24 protein-coding genes are annotated in these 24,515 nt (G+C 45.6%); 5 read left to right on the forward strand and 19 right to left on the reverse strand.

Features of this window, described 5'->3' with window-relative positions:
- Positions 1 to 18: 18 nt before the first annotated feature.
- The 8 genes from AD710_RS02185 to sppA form a co-directional block, all read right to left on the reverse strand.
- Positions 19 to 531: a MogA/MoaB family molybdenum cofactor biosynthesis protein gene (locus AD710_RS02185; RefSeq protein ID WP_016938588.1), complete on the reverse strand. Its 513-nt coding sequence runs from the start codon at positions 529 to 531 to the stop codon at positions 19 to 21.
- Positions 532 to 632: 101 nt separating this feature from the next.
- On the reverse strand, positions 633 to 1,820 hold the full coding sequence (locus AD710_RS02190; RefSeq protein ID WP_016938587.1) for an acetate kinase: 1,188 nt from the start codon (positions 1,818 to 1,820) through the stop codon (positions 633 to 635).
- A gap of 312 nt (positions 1,821 to 2,132) precedes the next feature.
- Positions 2,133 to 3,119 carry a class I SAM-dependent methyltransferase gene (locus AD710_RS02195; protein WP_045926834.1) on the reverse strand — a complete coding sequence of 329 codons (987 nt, stop codon included), beginning with the start codon at positions 3,117 to 3,119 and terminating at the stop codon, positions 2,133 to 2,135.
- A 61-nt stretch (positions 3,120 to 3,180) separates the two neighbouring features.
- Entirely contained in the window at positions 3,181 to 3,684 is a 504-nt protein-coding gene (tpx, locus tag AD710_RS02200) for a thiol peroxidase (RefSeq protein ID WP_007408050.1), read from the reverse strand.
- 114 nt (positions 3,685 to 3,798) lie between these two features.
- A complete protein-coding gene (gene ytfJ / locus AD710_RS02205) occupies positions 3,799 to 4,239 on the reverse strand; it encodes a GerW family sporulation protein (protein ID WP_016938584.1) in 441 nt (146 codons plus the stop codon).
- Positions 4,240 to 4,251: 12 nt separating this feature from the next.
- Positions 4,252 to 4,941 (reverse strand): DUF2953 domain-containing protein, encoded by a 690-nt coding sequence (locus tag AD710_RS02210; RefSeq protein ID WP_047476889.1) that lies wholly within the window; start codon positions 4,939 to 4,941, stop codon positions 4,252 to 4,254.
- Positions 4,942 to 5,017: 76 nt separating this feature from the next.
- A complete protein-coding gene (locus tag AD710_RS02215; RefSeq protein WP_049627162.1) occupies positions 5,018 to 5,509 on the reverse strand; it encodes an RDD family protein in 492 nt (163 codons plus the stop codon).
- Positions 5,510 to 5,522: 13 nt separating this feature from the next.
- On the reverse strand, positions 5,523 to 6,530 hold the full coding sequence (sppA, locus tag AD710_RS02220) for a signal peptide peptidase SppA (RefSeq protein WP_016938581.1): 1,008 nt from the start codon (positions 6,528 to 6,530) through the stop codon (positions 5,523 to 5,525).
- A gap of 182 nt (positions 6,531 to 6,712) precedes the next feature.
- Between sppA and AD710_RS02225 the strand changes: the two genes are divergently transcribed.
- On the forward strand, positions 6,713 to 7,519 hold the full coding sequence (locus AD710_RS02225; protein ID WP_049627163.1) for an NAD kinase: 807 nt from the start codon (positions 6,713 to 6,715) through the stop codon (positions 7,517 to 7,519).
- Positions 7,520 to 7,535: 16 nt separating this feature from the next.
- On the opposite strand, the gene AD710_RS02230 is transcribed toward AD710_RS02225, so the two are convergent.
- The 5 genes from AD710_RS02230 to AD710_RS02250 form a co-directional block, all read right to left on the reverse strand.
- The gene (locus AD710_RS02230; RefSeq protein ID WP_049627164.1) at positions 7,536 to 9,131 is read right to left on the reverse strand and encodes an amidohydrolase; all 1,596 of its coding nucleotides are present in this window, start codon (positions 9,129 to 9,131) and stop codon (positions 7,536 to 7,538) included.
- 22 nt (positions 9,132 to 9,153) lie between these two features.
- Positions 9,154 to 10,740, reverse strand: coding sequence for an acyl-CoA synthetase MbcS (gene mbcS / locus AD710_RS02235; RefSeq protein WP_049627165.1), 1,587 nt, complete (start codon positions 10,738 to 10,740; stop codon positions 9,154 to 9,156).
- A gap of 148 nt (positions 10,741 to 10,888) precedes the next feature.
- Positions 10,889 to 11,110: an alpha/beta-type small acid-soluble spore protein gene (locus tag AD710_RS02240; RefSeq protein WP_007408043.1), complete on the reverse strand. Its 222-nt coding sequence runs from the start codon at positions 11,108 to 11,110 to the stop codon at positions 10,889 to 10,891.
- A gap of 80 nt (positions 11,111 to 11,190) precedes the next feature.
- Positions 11,191 to 12,396 (reverse strand): tRNA uracil 4-sulfurtransferase ThiI, encoded by a 1,206-nt coding sequence (gene thiI, locus AD710_RS02245; protein ID WP_049627166.1) that lies wholly within the window; start codon positions 12,394 to 12,396, stop codon positions 11,191 to 11,193.
- Positions 12,397 to 12,399: 3 nt separating this feature from the next.
- Entirely contained in the window at positions 12,400 to 13,545 is a 1,146-nt protein-coding gene (locus AD710_RS02250) for a cysteine desulfurase family protein (RefSeq protein ID WP_049627167.1), read from the reverse strand.
- 193 nt (positions 13,546 to 13,738) lie between these two features.
- Between AD710_RS02250 and brnQ the strand changes: the two genes are divergently transcribed.
- Positions 13,739 to 15,079, forward strand: coding sequence for a branched-chain amino acid transport system II carrier protein (gene brnQ, locus AD710_RS02255; protein WP_049627168.1), 1,341 nt, complete (start codon positions 13,739 to 13,741; stop codon positions 15,077 to 15,079).
- 112 nt (positions 15,080 to 15,191) lie between these two features.
- Here brnQ and ezrA read toward each other — a convergent pair whose 3' ends face one another.
- On the reverse strand, positions 15,192 to 16,883 hold the full coding sequence (gene ezrA, locus AD710_RS02260) for a septation ring formation regulator EzrA (protein WP_049627169.1): 1,692 nt from the start codon (positions 16,881 to 16,883) through the stop codon (positions 15,192 to 15,194).
- Positions 16,884 to 17,078: 195 nt separating this feature from the next.
- Here ezrA and hisJ point away from each other — a divergent pair, with 195 nt between their 5' ends.
- A complete protein-coding gene (hisJ, locus tag AD710_RS02265; RefSeq protein ID WP_049627170.1) occupies positions 17,079 to 17,891 on the forward strand; it encodes a histidinol-phosphatase HisJ in 813 nt (270 codons plus the stop codon).
- On the opposite strand, the gene refZ is transcribed toward hisJ, so the two are convergent.
- Positions 17,881 to 18,504 carry a forespore capture DNA-binding protein RefZ gene (gene refZ, locus AD710_RS02270; protein ID WP_049627171.1) on the reverse strand — a complete coding sequence of 208 codons (624 nt, stop codon included), beginning with the start codon at positions 18,502 to 18,504 and terminating at the stop codon, positions 17,881 to 17,883. The two genes, hisJ and refZ, sit on opposite strands and share 11 nt — an antisense overlap.
- 126 nt (positions 18,505 to 18,630) lie before the next feature.
- Here refZ and AD710_RS02275 point away from each other — a divergent pair, with 126 nt between their 5' ends.
- Positions 18,631 to 19,113 (forward strand): GAF domain-containing protein, encoded by a 483-nt coding sequence (locus AD710_RS02275; protein ID WP_049627172.1) that lies wholly within the window; start codon positions 18,631 to 18,633, stop codon positions 19,111 to 19,113.
- A 33-nt stretch (positions 19,114 to 19,146) separates the two neighbouring features.
- Here the strand turns inward: AD710_RS02275 and AD710_RS02280 are convergent, their stop codons facing one another.
- Positions 19,147 to 20,895: a sensor domain-containing diguanylate cyclase gene (locus tag AD710_RS02280; RefSeq protein WP_049627173.1), complete on the reverse strand. Its 1,749-nt coding sequence runs from the start codon at positions 20,893 to 20,895 to the stop codon at positions 19,147 to 19,149.
- A gap of 290 nt (positions 20,896 to 21,185) precedes the next feature.
- Here AD710_RS02280 and rpsD point away from each other — a divergent pair, with 290 nt between their 5' ends.
- Positions 21,186 to 21,788, forward strand: coding sequence for a 30S ribosomal protein S4 (gene rpsD / locus AD710_RS02285; RefSeq protein WP_003152406.1), 603 nt, complete (start codon positions 21,186 to 21,188; stop codon positions 21,786 to 21,788).
- 143 nt (positions 21,789 to 21,931) lie between these two features.
- On the opposite strand, the gene AD710_RS19935 is transcribed toward rpsD, so the two are convergent.
- The 3 genes from AD710_RS19935 to AD710_RS02305 form a co-directional block, all read right to left on the reverse strand.
- Complete coding sequence (locus AD710_RS19935; protein ID WP_049627174.1) at positions 21,932 to 22,162, reverse strand: PhrK family phosphatase-inhibitory pheromone; 231 nt, start codon at positions 22,160 to 22,162, stop codon at positions 21,932 to 21,934.
- A 53-nt stretch (positions 22,163 to 22,215) separates the two neighbouring features.
- Complete coding sequence (locus AD710_RS02295) at positions 22,216 to 22,773, reverse strand: SMI1/KNR4 family protein (protein ID WP_049627175.1); 558 nt, start codon at positions 22,771 to 22,773, stop codon at positions 22,216 to 22,218.
- Between the two features lie 891 nt (positions 22,774 to 23,664).
- A complete protein-coding gene (locus AD710_RS02305; protein ID WP_049627176.1) occupies positions 23,665 to 24,489 on the reverse strand; it encodes a hypothetical protein in 825 nt (274 codons plus the stop codon).
- Positions 24,490 to 24,515 lie beyond the last annotated feature (26 nt).

Consider the following 24,515-nt stretch of genomic DNA (forward strand, 5'->3'; position numbering starts at 1 on the left):
CAAAGCCTTTTTATACATTTATAAGTCTTTTCGGATCTCCCGGAGCACATGGGGCAGTTCAGGAATAATCAGTTTCTTCATTGCAAGCTTGACGGCGCCTGAGGAGCCCGGCGTGCAGAAGACTGCGGTATTTTGGATCACGCCCGCTGCCGCTCTGGACAAAATGGCGGCGGAACCGATGTCCTCCGTATAGCTCAGCATGCGGAACAGCTCGCCGAATCCCGGGAGCTCTTTTGAAAACAGCGGCGTGACCGCTTCAATGGTGACATCCCTTTCGGCAATGCCCGTCCCTCCGTTTAACAGCACCGCATCTGTATATTCATCCATACAGCCGGATAAAACGGCTTTCTGCAATTCACCTTTCTCATCTTTTACGATGTCATAAGCGATCGTCTCAAATCCCGCTTCCCTGATGAAATCCATCATGACGCGCCCGCTTTTATCGGTTTCTTTCGTTCTCGTGTCGCTGACTGTGATCACTTTGCAGCGCACCGCTGACGGGGCCTCCTGTTTATGTTCATGCACACTCATTGTTTCACCTCATCATTTATGTACTAAGCATATCGTAACGTTTGGCGCTTCGGCATTCAATAGAAAAGCACATCCTTTAAGGATGTGCTTTTTGTCGATCATTATTGTGCAAGGCGGACAACGTCGCGCGCGATCATGACCTCTTCATCAGTCGGAATAATGATGACTTTGACAGGAGAGTGCGGGTAGCTGATAAACGCTTCCTCGCCGCGCACGTTGTTCAGCGCAGGGTCCCAATAAACGCCCATGAATTCTAAGCCGCGAAGCACGCGTTCTCTGACTTCAACGCTGTTTTCACCGATACCGGCAGTGAAAATAATCGCGTCAACCCCGCTCATTCTCGCAGCGTAAGAACCGATGTATTTATGGATTCTGCTTGCGAACACTTCAAGCGCCGTTTCGGCTCTTTCGTTGCCTTCTTTTGAAGCTTCCACGATATCGCGAAGGTCACTTGAGAAACCGGATATGCCAAGCAGTCCGCTCTTTTTATTTAATGTATTTAATACTTCATCAGCCGTCTGATTCGTTTTTTCCATAATGTACGGAATCAAGGCAGGGTCGATGTTCCCTGAACGCGTTCCCATCGCAACACCCGCAAGCGGTGTGAAGCCCATTGACGTATCAATTGATTTTCCGCCTTCGACGGCTGCGATACTTGCTCCGTTACCCAGGTGGCAGGAAATCAGGCGCAAGTCTTCAAGCGGACGGCCAAGAAGCTCAGCTGCGCGCTGTGTCACGTATTTATGAGATGTGCCGTGGAAACCGTATTTGCGGATGCCGTATTTCTCGTAGTATTCATACGGAAGGCTGTACAAGTAAGATTGCTCAGGCATCGTTTGGTGGAACGCCGAATCAAATACTGCAACCGCAGGTACATCCGGAAGCACTTCTTTAAAGGCTTTAATGCCGACGATGTGAGCCGGGTTGTGAAGCGGCGCAAGTTCTGAAATCTCTTCAATCTCACGGATTGTTTCATCCGTAAGCAAAACAGAATCGCTGAATTTTTCTCCGCCGTGAACAACACGGTGGCCGATTCCGTCAATTTCATTTAAATCCTTTATAATACCGAATTCAGTCAGCTTGTGAAGCAGCATCTTCACCGCGACCGCATGATCCGGAATATCTGTCACTTCTGTATTTTTTTCGCCGTTAACAGAGATTGTGAAAACGCTGTCGGCGATACCGATCCGTTCTACTAAACCTTTTGTTAGCACCTTTTCTGAAGGCATTTCGAATAGCTGAAATTTTAAAGATGAGCTTCCTGCGTTAATTGCAATAATTTTAGACATAAATGACGCTCCTATCAAAATTCTTCTTCGTTTGTTTCGTTCTTTTTTCCCAGACCGTAACTGCAGTCCAAAAAATATCTGACTTTTCCATTTAAACATTGTCAACTCAGCATTTCAAGTCAACATCCATATTGGTACCGCTTACAAAATGAAGTCGTTATTTTCTGATAAATCCGCACTGTGCCAAATGGACGGCTCGGTCTTACGGAATGTTATGTTCTTTCCTTAAGTTGTGTCAGCAGCCTGATATCCATTCATTTTCAAAAGCAAAAAGCAGTGCGGGATTTTGCGTCCCACCCTGCTTTTTCGCCATTATTTTTCTTTTTGAATCCATTGATCCAATTTTGCCATCATCTCCCGCATCGCCTGCTGGTTCGCGAAGGAAGGAAGGTTGGCCAGAAGCGTTTGTTTCGGCGGCTTTGCGCCTTCGCCTTTTTTCTGCAAAATTAAAATGCTCTTTGCCTGCGCTTCGTCTTTAAACAGAGTAGCCGGCAGCTGAAGAAGGGCGTTGATATATACTTTTTCCGCAAAAAACCGCTTCAGTTTATCGCTTTGGGCGCTGTCAAACAGATGGTTCGGAATCATAAAAAACAAGTATCCGCCCGGTTTTGTATGCTTGACGCTCTGCTCAATGAATAAGTGGTGGGCAAATGAGTGGCCTTCATCCGCTTTCAGCTCAAACGCTTCTGCGCCTTCGTCATTCGGATAATAGCCGACCGGCAAATCGCAGAGGACCGCATCAGCCGGTTCGATAAATAACGGCTGAAGACTGTCCTGGCAGAACAGCTCCATTTCTTTTTCCTGCAGATTCGCCTGGGCATAAGCGATCTTCAGAAGGACATCATCGATTTCAATGCCGAAGCTTTTTGCCGCTTTGTCAGAAAGCTGGTTTGCCGCGGTCAATAGAAGGTTTCCGGTGCCGCAGGCGGGGTCCAGCAATGTCAGGCCTTTTTGGCCGCCCGTAAATTTATTCACGAGGTAACTGATGAAAAGGCCGATCGTATCAGGCGTCATCTGTCTGTTCGGATGGGATTTATCTTTCAATCCTTTTAAAATGGCGAGCTGGAACGCCTTGCGGATCCATTCAGGTTCCCATTGTTTGAAGTCCGCTTTCGCAAGCAGGCTTTTAAGCTGTTCGGTTTGTTTTTCCTGAAGCCGAAGCTGTTCGGCCGTTTCGAGAAAATACATCTCTCCCGCTTCCGCAAGCCCCTCAATATAAGACAGCTGAAGGCCTTCTGCTATTACTTGGGCGGCTTCATCTAAAAGTTCATAAATCTGACCGACATGGTCGTGTTGCATACTGTTTCCTCCTTGCCATGAAAAGAGCTCCGCGGCAGCACCCGGAGCTCTTTTTCTCTCTTTACTTGATTAACGCTTTTGCAGCTTCGATAGGCTTTTCATAATTCGGGTGGTTTGTCGCTTCGCTTACGTATTCCGCATAAACGACTTTTCCGTCCTGATCAAGAACGAATACGGAACGCGCCAAAAGACGAAGTTCTTTGATGTAAACACCGAATGCTTCACCAAATGACATCTCTTTATGATCCGATAATGTTTCAACTTTGTCGATTCCGTTCGCTCCGCACCAGCGCGCTTGTGCAAACGGGAGGTCGGCGCTGATAGTATAAACGTTCACATCGCCGAGTTTTGCTGCTTCTTCGTTGAAACGGCGCGTCTGCGCGTCACATACGCCTGTGTCAATGGAAGGAATAACGGATATGATCGTTACTTTCCCTTTCATATCTGCTAATGTCTTCTCTTCTAATCCGTTTGTCAAAACCGTGAAGTCAGGAGCTTGGTCACCCGGTTTCACTTCTTGTCCGATCAGCGTCACGGCTCCGCCTTTAAATGTAATCTCAGCCATTCTGATTCCTCCCTTATCTATGTATAGCTCTATCATAGTCGAGTTTTATGCAAACTGCAAAGGTTATGCCGCATCGTAAAAAAAGCTAACTGCGGGCGGCAGTTAACTTTTCTGTTATAAATCAATATCCGTTCTTTTTTGGTTCCGGCCTTTTTCATTCTTTTTAAACATATGCTGGATGCGTTCAATCGTTTGAGGCGCGGAGTCTAACAGTTTATCAATCAAATGGGTGTTCTCGTCTAAATGAAGCATACGCACGCCGTTTGTTCCGACAATCAGAAACGCAATCGGCGTAATGGATACTCCGCCGCCGCTTCCGCCGCCGAACGGGAGCTTCTGCTCTTTTCTTTCGTCGTCCTCGGTTCTTTTTTCAGCCGGTTTTGCTCCAAACTCGCTTCCGCCCGCCGCAAATCCGAAGCCGACCTTTGAAACCGTTAAGATTACGCTGCCGTCAGGCGTTTCAACCGGATCACCGATGATTGTATTCACGTCGATCATTTCTTTCAAATTTTCCATAGCGGTTTTCATTAAACCTTGAATGGGATGGTCTGCCATGTGCGCTCCTCCTTAAACTGATGAATCATTCTTTGAAGCAACCGGAACCGGCTGTTTCTTTCGTATGATAGAAAGTCCGTTCCGCCCGTATTTGAGCAATTTGAAAGCTGCACCTATAAGATGTCCAAAACGAAAAAAGAATATACACTGCAAATGCGTCTTGGATGCAGGCACTTGAAAAGACGGAATGACTTCGCACACCGGTTTATGTATAAAACGCAGATGGTCATACAGCAACGCCGTAATGCCTCCCTTTACGGCCCACAAGCCGCCGGCGGCGATTCCCGTAACGGCGGCGTCCTTTATTCCGATAACCGTCACCCATTCGAACTTCGTCACGCGGACTCCCGCAAGAAATGAGGCGCCGATTTGACGCATTCTGACGACCTGCTGCAGAATCATTTCTATTCTGTGAATGGTCTGTTTGACATCTTCATATGTGATTTTTTTCTTCTCTTTTTGCTGACCCTTTATTTTAGATTTTGTGTCTTGCTTGACATCAATTGACGCATCTTCGCTGTTTACTTTAATAACGGGCAGCGTTTTTTTAAAACGGATCAGCCCGTATAAGGCAGAGAGTTTAAACGTCATTTTGTCGTTATCTTTATCATGCAGATATTCGAAAGTCAGATGGATTTTCATCCTCATGAGCAGCCAGAACAAAATGAGAATGAGAATAACAGCTGCTGCGGCATATCCCATAAGCTTCACTTCCTTAGCTGCATTATCGCCAAAACCAAAAAAAATAAACCCGGATGTTTATCCGGGTTTATTGCTTTTATTTGCGGTACAGTGCTTCGTGAATCACCGTTGTGTCAGCAATAAGATCATGAATTCCCTGCTTCTTAGGCGTAAACGCAATGACAATATAAAGAATCCAGATTTTATCGATATAACGCCCCACTGCTTCCCTGAAAATGACGGTGCCCCATGTCAGCGGTTTTCCAGGCGTCAAAGAAGTGACTTTTAACCCGAAGACCATTTTGCCGAGTGTCTGATGAAACCATTTTGTCATGAACACAAAATAGGCGAGGTAGACGATCAAAGTTGTGACGGAATAGGCTGAGATTGTAAACATTCCGCTTGTTTTCGGTAAATTCATCAGCGTGAACACCGGTGAAACGATGAGATGGTTAAGCCCCCAGATCACCAGCCAATCGAGAAGAAACGCCCAAAACCGGATCCAAAAGCCCGCGTAAGCCGGGTCGAGCGCCCCCTGTTGTTCGGCTTCCTCTTCTTTGCCGTGAAAGCCTTCGTAAGTTGCGTCCATTCTTTCTTCCCCCCTACTTTGCATAGAGATACATCATCCGCGGCGAACCGGATTGCGAAATAAGCTCTTTCATATTCAGAAAATCAATTTCGCTTTTAAACATTTTCGCTGCGCTCATGGAAAAGAGCGAGCCTAATCCGAATCCTTCCTCATACGTGATGACTGAAGCGTTTTTCATATTTTTATGGTCCTTTTTCATCGCGCTGATCGTATCATCGTAAAAACCGAGATCGTCAACGAGGCCGATTTTTTTCGCTTGTCTGCCGTCGTAAACACGGCCGTCGGCAATTTTTTTCACATCCGCTTTTGACATGTGCCGGCCTTTTGAAATGACATTGACAAACCCTTCATACGAATCATTGACCATCGTCTGCATGATCTTTCTTTCTTCCTTCGTCATGTCGCGGGTCGGTGACATGATGTCTTTATGCGCGCCGCTTTTGATGGTTTCAAACTTGATGCCGAGTTCATCAGCGAGCTTAGAATAATTGACGCTTTCCATGATGACACCGAGTGAGCCGGTGAGCGTTTCCGGTGAAGCATAGATTTTATCAGCGGCCGTTGAGATGTAGTAGCCTCCCGATGCCGCCATGGAGCCCATGGATACATAAATCGGTTTCTTCGTTTCTTTCTTTAGTTCTTCCAGTTTTTTATGTATTTCCGCGCTTTCGTACACGCCTCCGCCTGGGGAATTGATTTTCAGGACAATTCCTTTGACGCTTTTATCTTCTTTCGCACGCTCTATTTGTTTTAAAAATGATCTGTGATCATACCCGCCTGAGCTGAGCAGGCCTGCGGACTCCCCGTTATCCTCAATCGTGCCGTCCACTTCAAGCACGGCGATTTTACTGCCGGGGCTTCCCTTATCAAGCGTCACTTCCTCTGTGTCATCTGTCAGGGATGCAAAGTCAGACCCTGTATCTCCGACATTTTTCAGCACCCCGACAGTCACACTTGCAATGACTGATACGCCGAAAATGCCGATGGCGATGACGAGCGCAATCCATCTTTTTGCATTCATTTGTTCTGCCTCCTTTTCTGTCACTATTCGTACGTTCTCCTGGAAAAAAAGATTCACTTTTTTCATGAAGCGCTTTCACTTAACGGATAAACAGGAAACATGTTACACTATTGCCACAGGTATTTTAACACAATATCTGATGGGAGAAAAACGTAAATATGACAGCAAAGGGGAATGGAGATATGACCGATCTTCGCCGCAATGTTTATTTTTTTCACAAACAAGACAACGAAACAAAAGAACAAGTCAGCTCTCTGAAGCAGCTTGCCAAATCGCACGGTTTTACAGTTGCGGCCCAACCGGAGGATGCCGGGATTATCGCCAGCATCGGCAGCGACGGCTCATTTCTGCAGGCCGTCAGAAAAACCGGATTCCGTGATGACTGCCTGTATGTCGGCATCGCTAAAAAAGGAAAAGCCCATTTGTACTGTGATTTTCACAGCGATGAGCCTGAAAAAATGGCGGACAGCATGACCGCGGAACAGCTTGAGGTCAGAAAATACCCGCTCATTCACGTAACGGTGGACGACAGCAATCATTTTCACTGTTTAAACGAGGTTTCCATCCGTTCAAGCATTATTAAAACGTTTGTGATGGATGTGTTAATCGATGATCTTCACTTCGAGACCTTCAGGGGCGACGGCATGATCATTTCCACCCCGACAGGCAGCACCGCCTACAATAAATCCGTTTCAGGCGCTGTTGTTGACCCTTTGATTTCCTGCATGCAGGTATCCGAACTGGCCTCTTTGAATAACAACACATACCGCACCCTCGGATCTTCGTTTATTTTAAGCGCGGACCGGAAGCTGACACTGCAGGTGGTGCAGGACGGCAATGAGCATCCGATTATCGGACTTGATAATGAAGCGCTCAGCACGAGAAATGTCAAAAAGGTTGAGATTACACTATCCGATAAAAAAATCAAAACGGTCAAACTGAAGGACAACTCTTTCTGGGAAAAAGTAAAGCGCTCATTTTTATCATAAAAAAAGAGGACGGGCATTAACGCCTGTCCTCTTTTTCATATACGATACGGCCGCCGACGGCGGTTTTGACAGCTTCCAATTCATGAAGCTTTTTCGGGTCCGTTTTAAACGGATCGCCGCTGAGAACGGTAAAGTCGGCATCATAGCCGGAAGCTATCCGTCCGCGGCTATGTTCTTTATGGATGATTGCCGCGCTTCCCTCCGTGTAAAGCTGAATGGCTTCGTACACGGTCAGGCACTCTTTTTCATAATAGGCCGGACCTTCCGGGTGCTGCTTGCTTGTACGGAGCACAGCCGATTGAATGCCCAGAATGGGATCTGCCGGTTCTATCGGGGCATCTGAACCTCCGGCGCACAGCAGCCCTTTCGACAGCAGGGTTTTCCAGGAAAAAGCCGTTTTCATCCGCTCTTCTCCGAGCCTGTCAATCACCCACGGAAAATCACTGGCCACAAAATGCGGCTGAAGATCAAGGCCGATCGGAAGCCGGGCAGCTCTTTCCATCAAACCGTGATCTAATACTTGCGCATGGATGAGCCTGTCTAGCTGTCCGGGCTTTGCCGGGTATCTTTCGATCACATCGAGCACCTTTTCAAATGCAAGGTCGCCAATCGCGTGCACGGCGATCTCCATCCCTTTCTCTCTCGCTTTATAAACAAGAGCGGCAAGGGTTTCGTCATCGTGCACCTGAACGCCGGAAACAGACGGATCATCATGATAAGGCTTTTTCAAAAGAGCCGTTCTGCCGCCGAGCGCGCCGTCTGCAAAGATTTTCATCGCTCCGTATTCCAGATAAGGCCCTGTCGTTTTTTCCAGAGCGCTCCACCTGTCGACGGCTTCGTGATGAACAAGCAGATGTGCCCGAAAAGGAAACAGGCCGCTGCCTGTTAAAGACTCATACGCGGCAACGGGAACGGACGCGTCTCCGTAGTATGCCAGATCCTCGGAATGCCCGCCGGTCAGGCCTTTTGACCAGCAGTCCGTGATTGCCGTTTGAAGAGCGCGTTTGACATAGTGAAGCGAGACGGGCGGAAGAGCCTGAGTCACAAGCTCTTGGGCTTTATCCAGCAGAAGGCCTGTCGGACCGGCACTGTCCCGGACGATAATCCCGCCGTTTGGATCAGGTGTATCGTTTGTAATCCCCGCCGCGCGCAATGCGGCCGAATTGACTGCAGCAGCGTGCCTGCATACCCGTTTCAGCAGGACGGGGCGATCGGGAAAGAGCGGGTCAAGGTCATGCTTCGTTACGTAAACCGGCTGTTCAAACAGATTTTCATCCCAGCCTTCGCCGATCAGCCATTCGCCATCTTCTAATTCACGCTCTGCTTCTTTTGCAGCCTGAAGTATCGCTTCTTTTGACGTCAGCTGTGACAAATCAAGGCGGAGCTGTTTTTCACCGTGTCCGATCAAATGCATGTGACTGTCTGTAAAACCAGGAAACATGACGGCCCCATGTAAGTCGATTTCCTCCGTATCAGGCGAACCGTATGTCTCGCGGAGCTCCTGAAAGCTGCCCGTCTGTCTGATGATGCCGTCTTCGGTATAGACGGCTTCAGTGACATGGTTCTCGTCAAGCATTGTATAGATGGTGCCGCCGTGCCAAATCGCTTTCATCCCCGCTCACCCTTTTTCTGTATTAAGCTTTTTTATCCGCCTTCAGCCGTTCTTCACGCTGTCTCAGCTCTACCCGTCTGATTTTTGCGGATGCCGTTTTCGGCAGGCTTTCGACAAATTCAATTTCTCTCGGATATTTATAAGGCGCCGTAATCGTTTTTACGTGGTTTTGCAGTTCTTTAACAAGTTCGTCACTGCGCTTCTCATCGTTTTGTAAAACGACATAAGCTTTTACGATTGAACCTCTGATTTCATCCGGGCTCGCCACGACGGCGCATTCTTTCACTTCCGGATGCTTGACGAGCGCGTCTTCCACTTCAAAAGGCCCGATTGTATATCCGGAGCTGACGATAATGTCATCATTGCGGCTTTCAAACCAAAAGTAGCCGTCCTCGTCTTTTTTCGCGCGGTCGCCTGTCAAAAAGTAATCTCCGCGAATCTGCTTCTTCGTTCTTTCAGGGTCTTTATAATATTCCTTGAATAAGGCCGGTGTGCTCAAGTGCACGGCGATATCGCCCGTTTCGCCTATTTCACATATTTCGCCTTCATCGTTTATAATTTCTACTTGATTTCCCGGTGTCGGTTTCCCCATGCTTCCCGGCTTAATATCCATATTCTTCAGGACGCCGACTAACAGAGTGCTCTCCGTTTGGCCGTAGCCGTCTCTCACTTTAATGCCGAAATGTTTCCGGAAGATGTCAATGACTTCCCGATTTAAAGGTTCACCCGCAGAAACTGCGCTGTGAAGGGCAGAAAGGTCATACTTGTCCAATTCCTCCACCTTGGCCATCAGGCGGTATTCAGTCGGCGTACAGCAGAAGACATTGATCTGATGGCGCTCAAGCATCTCCAGATACGTCTTGGCGTCGAATCTGCCGTGATAAATAAATCCTGTTGCGCCGCTTCCCAGAACGGCAAGCAGCGGGCTCCATACCCATTTCTGCCAGCCGGGCGCCGCGGTGGCCCAGACTGTATCGTCTTCAGAAATATCCAGCCATGCACCGGCGGATGTTTTTAAATGGGCAAAAGCCCAGCCATGTGTATGTACAACGCCTTTAGGCTGGCCGGTTGTTCCTGAAGTATAGGATAAAAACGCCATGTCCTCTCTAGTTGTATCAGCGGTTTGAAAACTGTCTCCGTCCGCTTCAATCGTTAAGAGGTTTTTCCAGCCGGCATCATTTTCACCAATGGCCAATGTCACGAGCTGATCGGTTTTCACCTCATCAAACGCATTTATAAATGAAGGATAAACGATAACGCCTTTCACTTCGGCGTGTTTAATGCGGTAGTCCAAATCTTTGGCGCGAAGCATCTCCGAGCAAGGAATGACGACCATCCCCGCTTTTAAGATCGCTAAATACACAGCATACGCTTCAAGCACTCTCGGAACCATGACAATCAGCTTATCGCCTTTTTCAAATCCGAGACCTTTCAGGCGGGCTCCGATTTTATTCGTTTCTTCCATCAGTTTTTCATATGTCCAGACTTTCTTGCTGCCTGTATGATCTTCCCAAATAAGCGCGTTCTTCTCTTTGGAACGGCTGAACTTTTCGATTTCATTTACTAGGTTATAGTTCTTTGGGGCGATTAAATCTTCTCGTTTTAACACGAACAACTCCTCACTTTCTTTCCCTATTATACATAAACATAGGACGTAACAATAAAGATATGCATAAATTGCTTCATGCCTTCTAGCTTTATTCATGAAAAAAGAGCGGGGAATTCCCCGCTCTCTTAGCCATTATGTGAAGTTGTGATTAAAACTGCTGCTGGCTGCTTCCGCCCATGCTTTGCTGAGCAAAAGAAACAAGACGTTTTGTGATTTCTCCACCGACAGAACCGTTGGCGCGAGAAGTTGTTTCCGGTCCAAGGTTTACACCGAATTCAGAAGCGATTTCATACTTCATTTGGTCGATAGCTTGTGCAGCTCCTGGCACTAAAAGCTGGTTGCTGTTTCCGCTGTTTGATTGTTGTGACATGTGTATCACCTCCTTGTGAGTATAGAATGTGATAAAACACATGTCCTCATTCAAAAAAACTTTGGTAATTGTATACAGTTCTAAAACAGGCCGGCAAATTTATCGTGAGCTTCTTGTTCTGAGTAAACAGTAATGGTCTCAATACCGGCTGCCGCCTCTGCAATCAGCGGTTCAAAATCAACAAAGCTTTCGAAATGCTCGATTTTTTCTTTTTTCGGGCGTGTTTTCAGACTTGGCGGCGTAAAGATGGTGCAGCAGTCCTCAAACGGCTGAATGCTTGTTTCATAAGTGCCGATTTCTTTTGATTTCTCGATGATTTCTGTTTTGTCCATTCCGATCAGAGGACGCAAAATAGGCGTTGCCGTAACGGCATTGATCGCATACATGCTCTCAAGCGTCTGGCTTGCCACCTGGCCGAGGCTTTCCCCCGTAATGATCGCGAGCGCTTTTCGTTCTTCTCTGATTCTGTCCGCGATCTGCAGCATGAGACGCCGCGTCGCCGTCATCGTATAGTTTTCCGGGATTTGTTTTTGGATGAGCTCCTGCGTCTTTGTAAACGGTACGATATGAAGCGTCATACTGCCTCCGAACTTTGCGAGGCATCCCGCGAGGTCCATGACTTTCTGCTTTGCCCGTTCGCTCGTATACGGCGGGCTGAAGAAGTGCACGGCCTCCACTGATAATCCCCGTTTCATCGCGTAAAAGCCGGCGACCGGACTGTCAAAACCGCCGGAAAGCATCAGCATCGCTTTCCCCGCGGAACCGACAGGAAGCCCTCCAGCGCCTTTTTCGTTACGAATGGTCAGGAATGTCGCTTCCTCCCTGATTTCAATCCGAAGCGGAATATCGGGATTCTTCACATCGACGGTTAATCCATCCGTGTTTTTCAAAATATGGCCGCCGATCTCAGCGTTCATCGCGTTCGTATCTAATTCAAACTGCTTGTAAGCCCGTTTGGTCTCGACCTTAAACGTATTCCCCGGCTTATATTGGCCTTCCATCGCGGCTAATGCCGTTTTTTTAATCTCTTCAAGCTTGCTTTCGCATTTAATGGCGAGACTGAAGCTCTGAATGCCGAATATATTCTTTAATAAGGAACAAATTTCCTCCGGGTTTTCTCCATTAAGTGTAATTGACATCCGATCCCGGTTTGAAAAGTATTTTACCTTTTTATAATCCTTTAATACCAGGCGGATATTCTGTTTTAATCTCTCAATAAAACTGCGTCTGTTTTTTCCTTTTGTGGATATTTCACCAAAACGGATTAAAATATGATCGTAATTCATTTGCTACCTCATCATTTTTTTTAGTTTTTGAACAGCCGGCGCCAGCGCGGCCATAAACGGTTCTGTAATATCAGCCATGTGGCTGAAGTTCAGGCTGACTCTGATGCTGCTTGATGCAATCTGTTCGCCTTTATTCATTTGCAGAAGAACACGGCTCGGCTTGTGCTCTCTTGCCGAACATGCCGCGGTCGTTGAAACATATATTCCTTTTTCCTCAAGCATGTGCAGCAGCACTTCCGCCTTGACGCCCGGAACGGAAAAATTAATGATATGCGGGGCGCTGTTTTTTACGGGGGTGTTGATGACGACCCCGTCCGTCCCGCTCAGCCTTTCCATCAGCGCATTCTTAGCCGCCTCCATAGAAGAAAGCCGCTCATTCATGTCACGTGCAGAAAGATTGACCGCTTTCGCAAGGGAAACGGCGCCTGATGTATGTTCTGTCCCGGCACGGATGCCTTTTTGCTGGGTGCCGCCCGTCATAAGCGGAATGAGCCGCGTTCCCTTTTTGACGATAAGCGCCCCGGTTCCTTTTAAGCCGTGAAATTTATGCCCTGAAATGGTGCAAAGGTCGATACCCGCTTCTTCTATAGACAGCGGGACTTTATGAATGCCCTGTACATGATCAACATGAAACAGAATATTCCGGTGCTGTTTTAACAGCGCTCCGATTTCTTTTACGGGCTGAATGGAGCCGACTTCATTATTGACATGCATAACGCTGACGAGTATTGTGTCCGGCCTGATGGCCGCTTTTACGTCTTCTAAAGAAACGAAGCCGCCTTGATCGGCCGGAAGATATGTGACCTCAAAGCCAAACAGCTCTGTCAGCTGATCAAGCGTTTCCGTCACGGAAGGATGCTCAATCGCTGAAGCAATGATATGTTTTCCTTTACTCATGTTTGCCCAGGCGGCTCCCTTTAACGCAGCGTTGTTCGCTTCAGTCGCGCCTGATGTAAATACAATATCATAATTTTTCAAACGCAAGGTTTTTTTTATTTGCTGAGCGGCCGCTTCAAGGAGCTGTTCCGTCTCAGTTCCTAATCGGTGCAGGGACGAAGGATTGCCGAAATACCGGCTGCTCGTCTGTTTGTACACATCCAATACCTCTTCATACGGCTCGGTCGTTGAGCTGTTGTCTAAATATATCATTTTTTTTACTCCTTTTATGAAAACGGTACATCGTATGATATTTATGCTACCATAACAAAAGTAAATATAAATTCGCAATAAATCGAGTATTGACTTCTCTGTACATTGCCATATAATAAGTAATGTTCGTTTTGTTATATTGTCTGACAATTAATTGACAGAATATTTCAACATAGTATTTAGGAGGACTTTTATGAAACACTCACTACCTGTCAAAGATACCGTTATTATCGGTTTCATGCTTTTCGCACTTTTTTTCGGGGCAGGAAATATGATATATCCGCCGGAGCTTGGACAAGCGGCTGGGCATAATGTCTGGAAAGCGATGGGCGGTTTCTTACTGACCGGCGTTGGTCTGCCGCTTTTGGGTATCATCGCCATCGCATTAACTGGTAAAGATGCAAAAGGGCTTACCGATAAAGCTCATCCGGTATTCGGCACTATTTTCACCGTTGTGCTTTATTTATCAATCGGACCGCTTTTTGCGATTCCGAGAACCGGAACCGTTTCATATGAAATCGGCGCAGTTCCGTTTTTGCATGGTGTTCCCGAAAGACTGTCGTTATTTGTTTTCACGCTAATCTTTTTTTCCATTACGTATTATTTAGCTCTTAATCCTTCCAAAATCGTGGACAGAGTCGGAAAGATTTTGACTCCTATTAAATTCGGTATTATTTTAATCATCGTCGTAAAAGCCATTGTCACTCCGATGGGCGGACTGGGCGCCGTACATCAGGCATATTCCGGAACACCGGTATTCAAAGGATTTTTGGAAGGCTATAAAACAATGGATGCGCTCGCTTCGATCGTCTTCGGTGTTGTTGTCGTCAACGCTGTTAAAAGCAGGGGCGTCACCCAGCGTAAAGCGCTCGCGGCCGCTTGTATTAAAGCGGGTCTTATAGCGGCGGCAGGTTTGACATTCATTTATTTATCTTTGGCCTATTTGGGAGCGACAAGCACGGACGCTGTAGGGCCGCTCGGCGAAGGCGCAAAGATTTTATCAGCTTCATCTGATTACCTGTTCGGTTCACTGGGCAACATCGTTCTCGGCTCTGCCATCACCGTTGCGTGTTTAACGACAAGCATCGGGCTTGTTACATCTTGCGGCGAATATTTTTCAAAATTGATTCCCGCTTTATCATACAAAATGGTGGTTACGATTGTCACGCTCTTCAGCCTGGCGATTTCAAATTTCGGGCTTGCTGAGATCATTGCATTTTCAGTTCCTATTTTATCAGCCATTTACCCGCTGGCGATTGTCATTATCGTCCTTTCCTTTATTGATAAAATCTTTAAGGAAAGACGGGAAGTTTATATCGCCTGCCTGATCGGAACCGGGCTCTTCAGCATTCTGGACGGCTTGAAGGCAGCCGGCATTCCGCTCGGATCATTAGATTCATTCTTAAACGCAAATCTTCCGCTTTACAACATGGGAATCGGCTGGGTGCTTCCCGGGATCGCCGGAGCGCTCATCGGCTGCATTATCACGCTTTTTACCAGCCCTCCTATCGAATTAAATAAAGTGAAATCGTAACATTCAGCGTCTGCGGCTTGACGATATCAGCCGCAGGCGCTTTTTATATTCCGTGAGAAACAAAAAAACTGCACCTCTGATGTACATCAGGGTGCAGTTTTTGCCTGTACGGCTATGAAGCGGATTGATCAGCTTTAATTTTTTTCACGGCGCCGGGAGCTGCTTTTTCAACAGCTTCTGCTGCCATCTCATAAGCTTCATTATAGCTGTAAGCGTAAAACAGCCGTTCAGCTTCTTTCAGCTGTTCAGATAAAATGTGATTCTGGCTTCGGAAGCGATTGCCGTACTGAATGATCCGCTCAATAAGCTTCACCTGAATGACAAGTTCCTTCGCCTCTTCGCTGACTTCTTCAACCATCTTTTCAGCTTCGGTAAGGTGTTTGGCGGCTTCCTCCATGTTCAGCGGCAGCTCTTCCAATTGGCTGACGGTTTCTTCTATATGATGATTTGCCGTCTCTAGCTTGTCCTTAACCTGCTCGGGAATCCCCGGCACGTTGCTTTTTTGCAGCATTCTGGCCGTATCAGAAATGGTTTTCCGAAGATGCGTCAGCGTTTCCCGCGCCTGCAGTTCTTCTTTTCTGAGCGCCTGCAGATTTTCACGGTATTCTGCATGCTCTTTCTGAGCCTCTTCCAGCTGTTTTTCGATGGCTTCGACTTCCTCAATCAGCAGGGAGTAAGCGACATGCTCACCGTCGAGTTTTTCTCTCGCCTGCTCAAGAAGCCGGCCGATCGTTTCCATCTGTTTTTCGAACGCGTTCTGTCTGCCGATTTCTCCCGCCGTCAGCTGATAGCTTTCCTTGACGAGCTCTGTTTCGGTTTTTGTGCGCTCTTTTTCGTCCTCAAGCTTCTCATACGCGATGATCAGTTCAGGCATTTTGCTTAAGACGGACTGACCGGCTTCCACTTCGCCTTCCAGCTGTTCATACATCGATTGAATGGTTTCATCAATCAGCTGAAGAATGGCGGACGCTTCGTCGACATCCAATTCTTCCAAAAGCGCATTTTCGGCCCGTTTCACTTGATTTGTGAGTGTTTCCAGCTCTTTTTCGATTTGAATATGCTCCAGTTTGTAGCCTTTTTCCGTCATTTCCCGGTAGCCGTCTTTCAGCTTGGCAATTTGGTTCGGCACGGTCTGTTTACAGTCCGCGAGCAGTTTCGGAACGTCATTTATGTATGTTTGAAGCTGATCCAGCCTGCGGTCCTGTTCAAGCAGCACTTTTCTCGCTTTGATGTAATTGCCGCCTTCCGTCTCTTCTTCAAACTCTTTTATGCCGCTCCAAATTTCATCGAGATCCGTCTCCAGGCTGTTATAAAGCTCACCGTAGAGATGGCTGTACGCCAGAAGGTTTTTCCGCGCTTTTGAATACCGCTCACGCACCTGTTCAATCTCTCCGCGGCTTTTTTCCTCGCTCGTCACAAGGTCGCTGATCCCACGCAGTATGCCTTCTATATTTGATTCAGCAGCGGTGAGGAGGTCGTCGATGTGGACAAGCACCTGATTCGCTTTTTTAAACCGGTATTTGTCGGCGTTCTCTTCGGCATCATAAAGGAGCTCTTCTACTTTCGGCAGATGGGCTGTGACAATTTCATCCCACTCTTCGCGCCATCTTTCAAAGAACTCTTCCGTCTCTCCGGTCATTTTCAGATGTTTGATCTTGGACATTTCTTCCACTATCGAACGGTTTAAAATTTCAATCTTCCATGACTCCAGCTGGTCAATTTCCGTATAAATTTTTTTCCTGAAAAAGTAGCCCGCCGCAAAGAGCGCGAGCAGTATAACCAATAATCCGATGACTAACTCCATAATGAGCCCCCTTGTTGTTCTCTTAATCTGTCAGGGTGTTTTATGTATTCAGAAAGATTTCAATATATGTATTGAGAAAATCTGTCGTTTTCATTGTTATTATGATACCATGTAACCAACATTTTTTGACCAGAAATCAAAAACTTTTTGCATAATTTCGGCAGGATTCTGCAATTTTTTAATGGAGTGACACAAATGGAAAAACGAGACGCTCATATCCACACGCCTTTTTGCCCTCACGGCTCGAAAGACACGCTGAAACAATATGTCGAAAAAGCCTTGGAAAAAGGCTTTGACTCGATCACATTTACAGAGCATGCCCCCCTTCCTCCGTCTTTTCAAGACCCTGTACCGCTTCAAGACAGCGCAATGGATCTCAGACAGCTGGAGGTTTATTTGGAGCGGCTGTCACAGCTGAAAAAGGAATACAAGGGACAAATCAGCATTCTGACTGGGCTTGAAACCGATTTTATCACAGGGTATGAAGAAGAAACCGCGGCGTTTCTTAACACATACGGCCCCTCACTGGATGACGGCATTTTATCCGTTCATTTTTTGAAGGCCGGTCCGTCTTATATATGCCTTGATTTTGATGAGCATGCGTTTCAGCAGCTGGCCGCGCACTTCGGCAGCGTTGAAGCCGTATATGAGCAATACTACAAAACTGTGTATTCTTCCATTGTAACACCGCTCGGACCATTTAAGCCAAAACGGGTCGGCCATATCACGCTCGTCAAAAAATTCACGCGCCTTTTCCCTTACAGCATGTCATCTCAAATAAGAGAGCTTGCGGCCCGCTGTCTTGACGCCGTGAAAGAGCATGGAATGGAGCTGGATGTGAATACATCCGGACTCAGAAAGAAGTTTGCCGGGGAAGTATATATAGAGGATTGGATGGCTGAGACGGCGAAGCAAAAAAAAATCCCGCTCATATTCGGGTCGGATGCCCATCAAGCGGAAGATGTCGGCAGTTCCTATGAAACGTACAAAAGCATCGTCACTTCATAAGCGCCGCATCGGGATGGCGGAACACGCTTTCGATCCAAATCTTCACCTCTTCAAAATACCTTTTATAAAAGTACGGCTCATGAGGCTGCATATAGAGCACCTCCGTAATATATTGAGGCTGGAGATACGGCATCATCAAGAGGGATTTCAATTGCAGAATAAAATGCGGCACGGGCAGCGTCAGCCGTTTGTGGCGTGACTGCCCTTCTTCAATCACCAGCTGGAAAATATATTTTTCTTTCATTAAGTAAGTAGACATAATTTCCCTGATAAGCACGGAATCAATCGTCACTTCCCGATACACAAAACGTGTTAATTGACGATGATCGTGCTGATAGGATAAAATATCGAAAATCACCCGCAGGATGCGTTCCTGCGCGTCTTCACCGTTCACACTGCCGGCGGCTTTTTCCAGCGCTTCAGTATAGCCTTCGTAAAACTCGGAAACTAAATGTTCCATTAATCCGCCTTTCCCTTTAAAATAGTAGGAGATGTGCGCAACATTTACATCAGCTGACTTTGCGATTTCACGGACGGACGTGCCGGAATAGCCTTTTTGGTTAAACAGCAGGACAGCGGCGTTAATAATTTTGTCTTTGGTGCTTACTTTCATACGGCTCACCCCTTTATGTGTTTACAATTCAAGCAGAAAGGCGCCGTTCCTGTAAGAACTTCTCGACAAATGCCGGCAGAACGGCCGGAACTTTGTTTGATATTATAGAAAAAGTGAGGGTTTTCCATGTTTCATGTCGAAAAACAGTCCGGAGATAAAGAAAAAAGTTATCAGCTTCTGGTTAAACAGCTCGAAGCCATGACAGAAGATGAAACGGATGCGATCGCAAATTACGCGAATGCGTCAGCGCTTTTATACCATTCATTACATGAGGTCAATTGGGCGGGGTTTTACTTCGCTAAAGAGGGCGAGCTTGTACTCGGACCGTTTCAAGGACTTCCTGCCTGTGTGCGCATTCCGTTCGGCAAAGGCGTATGCGGCACTGCCTACTCCAACGGCGCCGTGCAGCGGATTGCCGATGTGAATGCGTTCCCGGGACACATTGCCTGTGACGCGGCTTCCCAGTCAGAAATCGTCCTCCCGATCCGCGTAAACGGAGAAGTGATCGGTGTGCTGGACATTGACAGCCCCGTGAAAAACCGTTTTGATGAAACGGACGAAACCTATTTAGCAAAGTTTGTTGAAACGCTTGAAAAACGATTAGGATAAAAAAGGAGTTCGGCCCGCAGGCCGGCTCCTTTTTTACGTCGCCGTGCTGTTTTGATGGATGATCAGCCGGTTTTTACCGCTCCGTTTGGCGATATAAAGCGCCTCGTCCGCTTGCTGAACGAGCATTTTCAACGGCTTAGGGCCAGTCTTTGACCAGCAGGAAACGCCGCAGGAAATCGTTACGCGCGGCTCGGTGTTTTCCCGGATGGCGCGGACGAGCCTTTTGGCAATGCGCTCTCCGGATGACACGTTGATGTTCGGCAGATAGACAGCCAGCTCTTCGCCTCCCCATCTCGCGGCAACATCGTGCTCGCGGATATGGTTTTTCATAACGGAGGCCACCTGAATGAGGATCGAATCTCCCGTTTGATGTCCGTATGTATCATTAATGTGCTTGAAATTATCGATATCAACGAGGATAAATACACCCCGTTTATGGATTTTCATGCTGTATTGAATTTTCTCATCCAAATATGTTCTTGAATACAGCTCCGTCAGCTGGTCTGTCTGAACAAGATGCTCAAGCCTGTCGCGCAGCATGGAGTTTGTTACAGCCAATGTCGCATGGTGAATGAGCGCCTGAAAAAGCTTATACATTTCAAACGTAAAAGCATACAAATCCTTTTTCAATAAAATCGCAAATCCGAAGACGGTGTCATTTTCGATCATCGGCACCGCCATCAGCGAACCGTAGCCATTTTCGCCGAATACGGTCTTTCCGCTGCCGATAAACACACCCTTTTCTCCCTCGAACAGCTTTTCTTTCACAATGCTGATATACGGGTTGGCGCGTTCTGTCTTAAAAAAGGCGGTATGTCCGGGAAGCAGATTTTGCGTCTCAAAATAATCAATATGAAAAAAAGCCACTTCTTCGGCGTAAAACGATTGGGTCATGATGGCGGCGAGCTCCCGCATCGTATCAGTGAGCCTGAGACGCTGATTCAGCTGGCGCGATGTTTCATTAATGAGCTCCAGATTCGCAATGCTTTTTTTCGATTGCTCATACAGCTGCGCATTTTCAAATGCTTTTCCCGCCGCGCCCGTAAGCAGCAGCATTTCACTCAGCGTGCTGCACGAAAGCGCGGCGTCCTGCATTCCCTCCGTCTTCAGAACCCCGTAAGTCCCCTGCTGGCCTTTGATCGGCAGGTAAGCAGATGACCTGCCTTTCCTGAGCATTCTGCCTGATAAAAACACCTGCAGGGCAAACTGATCGGCGTCTTCTCCGTCCATATGCAATTCTTTTGCGGGGAGCTGTCTGTCCGTATCCTGGTCCTGCGAGATGAACAGTGAAAAACGGAAAGACTGGAAAGCCTTCCTCAAACTCGCCTGCAGCTTTTCCAATACTTCATCCTGATCTAAAAGCGAATGGAACATTTCTGTCATTCTGTGGATTTTCCGCTGATGCTTTGTTTTGTCAAACAGCCCGCTCTGTCTCACAGATTGATTGATAAATTGAGTAACGAGCTCAGGCAATGATTCCGGGATCGGCAGCCCGCCTTCCGTGCGCAGATAAAAGGATCTGCCGGACGTCTGATTCCTGATCATAAAACGGCCGTCACTCTCTTTCAGCGGAGCATAATTCGGTTCCTCTTCTGTTTTTATGGTGAAACGTGCTGATTCAGCCGGTGAAAGGGTCAATGAAAGAGATGTAAAGCAGGATTCTAGAGCTGAGGCCAGCCATAACAGCGAGTCGGATAATGAGACGGATTCAGATTTCGTTAAGAAAAAAGAAAGCATTTTCTGATGAAAAGCCGTCACTTCATCGATTGTTTGTTTTTTCATTTTTATCACCTAAACATGTACTACTCATTTTTGTACATTATATCATAAACCGGCAGTCTTCATGGAGAAATGGTTGACGGCGGCGGAGAAAAATCATATAATGTTCTTTGTGTGAAATATTGCAGCCTTTTTGTTCAGCTTCTGTGTTTGCATTTTGTTCCTTAGCTGTAAGGTGTATCGTGTAACTCTCTGCTGCTGGAGCGAGGATACATGAAAACAAAATGTGCACGGTCGGATCGAACAGACGGTTTTTATTTTCCACAAAATAAAACCAAAGGAGGAGTCACATTATGGCTCGCTATACAGGTCCATCATGGAAACTGTCCCGCCGCTTAGGAATCTCTCTTAGCGGTACAGGTAAAGAATTAGAAAAACGCCCTTACGCACCAGGTCCCCACGGTCCGGGACAGCGTAAAAAACTATCAGAATACGGTTTGCAATTGCAAGAAAAGCAAAAACTTCGTCACATGTACGGTGTAAACGAACGTCAATTCCGTACATTGTTTGACAAAGCTGCAAAAATGACTGGTAAACACGGCGAAAACTTCATGATTCTTTTAGATGCACGTCTTGATAACGTTGTGTACAAGCTTGGTCTTGCGCGCACTCGCCGTCAGGCACGCCAATTAGTTAACCACGGTCACATCCTTGTTGACGGAAGCCGCGTTGACATTCCGTCTTACCAAGTAAAACCTGGTCAAACAATCGGTGTTCGCGAAAAATCAAGAAACCTTTCTATCATCAAAGAATCTGTAGAAGTAAACAACTTCGTTCCTGAGTACCTTACTTTCGACGCTGAAAAGCTTGAAGGTACATTCACTCGTCTTCCAGAGCGCTCTGAGCTTGCTCCGGAAATTAACGAAGCGCTTATCGTTGAGTTCTACTCTCGTTAAGTAAAATGCTCTTTAAAGAGCATTGGATTAGACCCTAGAAACGTTGTTATATCAACATTTCTAGGGTTTTTCTTTTGGGCTGTCAGAATGGTGGACAGATGCCCCCTCTCTTTATTAAAAAAAGCCCCTGTCCAGGGCTTTTTTTATGTGCCAACTGGCCGCTCTGCTAATTTTAGAGTACCGACCGGGCGCTCTATTATTTTAACATCTGATGATTCTTGATTAATCTTAACTGCAGCTAAACCACTTAACGTAACGAAGGTTAGGGCTGTACAAAGAATCAATTTTTTCAAATATAATCCCTCCAGGTGCCTCATTTTCTCCTCGGCTAAAATAGCATGTTTAGGAAATTCAATACTTCTTTTATAAGGCATTATTGTTCCTGCTGGTTATTTTGATGGGCTGAAATCGGCCGTATACGGATGATTTAAAGCTCATCACTCTGGTGAGTTCTGTAATAATTCTCAGCAGTATAGATATTCCATTCCCAAAAACTTGATCCCTGAGATAAAATATACCTATCTAAGAATATCTCAAAATTAAGTTGCATTGGTTCATACTCAATAAATCCGCGGAACCATAAATAGTTTGGATCTGTGGAAATTTTGGTTTTGTCAATTAACAAATAACATCCGTCTAACAGATGTGCGACAGGAATAAACTGAGGCTCTAAAAAACCATTTTGCATATACTTTTCAATCTCTTCTAAATTAAGAATATGCAAACCCCCACCCACATTCTCACCGTAAATCAACAAATCAAATATTCTGGCTCCGTTATGCAATTTTAAAAAGGTTTTATAATCTTCAGGAAGTGAGACTTTTATTTTCTTCTCAAAACTCTCAATCTCCAGATCTGTTGCGCCTTTAGAGAAAGTACATTCTGTTTCTAAAAGCGTTCCTTCATTCCCTAAAATTTTCAAGCGGCCTTTTTCATCAATTAATTCTTTTAGACCTTGGAGCGTTTTTTCAACAAAAACTGCCATTGAGCCACCTCTTACTATTAGAGCAATGCTATTTTATTCGCAAGAGCAGGAGCCAACATTCAAGTGGAATCATCTGGAAGTGAAGCTTTCCAGCCGGCTACCGAAGTATGTTGGGACATAAAAAACTTTGTCTTTTTAGGGTAATACGACTTTAAATATGTTTTACCTGCTTTAATATCCTTCCCTAAAAATTCTCTATTATGGAGAAAAACCCTTCCATATTTTCCGCTATAAGTGTTACTTACATATAATCGTTTATTCCTCCTCCCCACCACTTATTTCCAGGTGCCTCCTGTTGTGGCACTTTAAACAGATCGTTTTATGATTATCAAGATTAAATGCCACGCTTGGATCATCTCTTAATGTGTTGGTATTTGCCTCCGTTATTAATCCACGACAACGTCCTCACAACACAAATAGCCATCCCTACTCAGAACGACTTTTCTTACTCGCTTCCAGCGTGCTGTATTATAAATTTTGTCTAATTCGTCACGTTGCCTTGCCATGCTTATTCCTTTTCTGATTTACCTGAACAGACTACACACGATAAGCAGAAGCACGTGAGCGAAATAAACCATGACGTCTCAAAAATGGGTGCGCATAAATTGTTTCCACGCTCTATCTCCTTTACTCAACATAATAAAAGCTTCTGTGGAAAGCGGCTTGGGCGTTGGCATTCTTTCAGCTGCACATCTCATATTCTTTCCTCATTCCTCAAAGGCTTGACTAATTGTTTTCATATACTCCCTCCAATCATATTCTTTCTAAACTTCTCCCGTACTCGGACTGTTAACAGCCAGTAGTCTATCCTGAGATTTACCGGATGCAGTTTACAGAGAATATAAAAAGTCTTTCCATTCGGAAAGACTCATAGTGGTGTATTATGTTGATTCATGGATTCATTATCTTACTATACTCCATTTCTTCCAAATCTCTTCTGACCTTAAAAAAAGGCTTAGCAAATGGTCTATCTTTTTTCTTCACTAATATATCTAAATGATTATAGTAAATATCTACACTATAAAAGAAATGAACAAATGGCATATATCTTATTTCAAAGAAAAAAGATAAATATTTATAAGTAAGTTTGCTATAAAGTTTATTTTTCTTAAATATAAATCTGCATTCTAAAAACTGAGCGGCACTTTTCTTTCCATGTAAATATGTTAGTACTTTTAGAAGAAAATACATAGTACGATACTTTGATATCTCTTTCTTAGACTTGCGATCATAAGGAGCTATCTTAATTAACTCATTCAGAATTTCTTCAAAAAGATGATATTGTGCAATATCCTCGCCTTTTCCTAACATATCGTCAACATATTCAAATTGTTTCAGTTTATTGTATGCATTAATTATTTTAGGAGATGCATGCTTTAGATTTTTACCAATGTGATCATTTATTTCACATAATAGTTGATTTTCATCAATTGGATGATCATCTTTCAAAATTCTCTTGTTAAATTCCGTAACATAGTCACAATATGTGTACATTTTAAGCAAAATAGGTGCAAATAATTCATTGTAAAAAATTCGCTGATTACTCTTTTTTTCTCTTTTTAACCCAAGCCGATGAGAAAAATATTGTGCAACGCAAGCACCAATAAATGCTCCAATTAGAGTAGTAGCAGAAGTTAAAATAGCTGGCTGCATTTTTTCTGGTATATTGTCGTTTATCCAATTAGTCATCCAAGTAAATAACCATTTAAAATCCAAGTCTTATACCTCCTCACCTTATTATC

Source organism: Bacillus sp. JFL15 (genome assembly GCF_001184225.1).
Lineage (GTDB): Bacteria > Bacillota > Bacilli > Bacillales > Bacillaceae > Bacillus > Bacillus siamensis.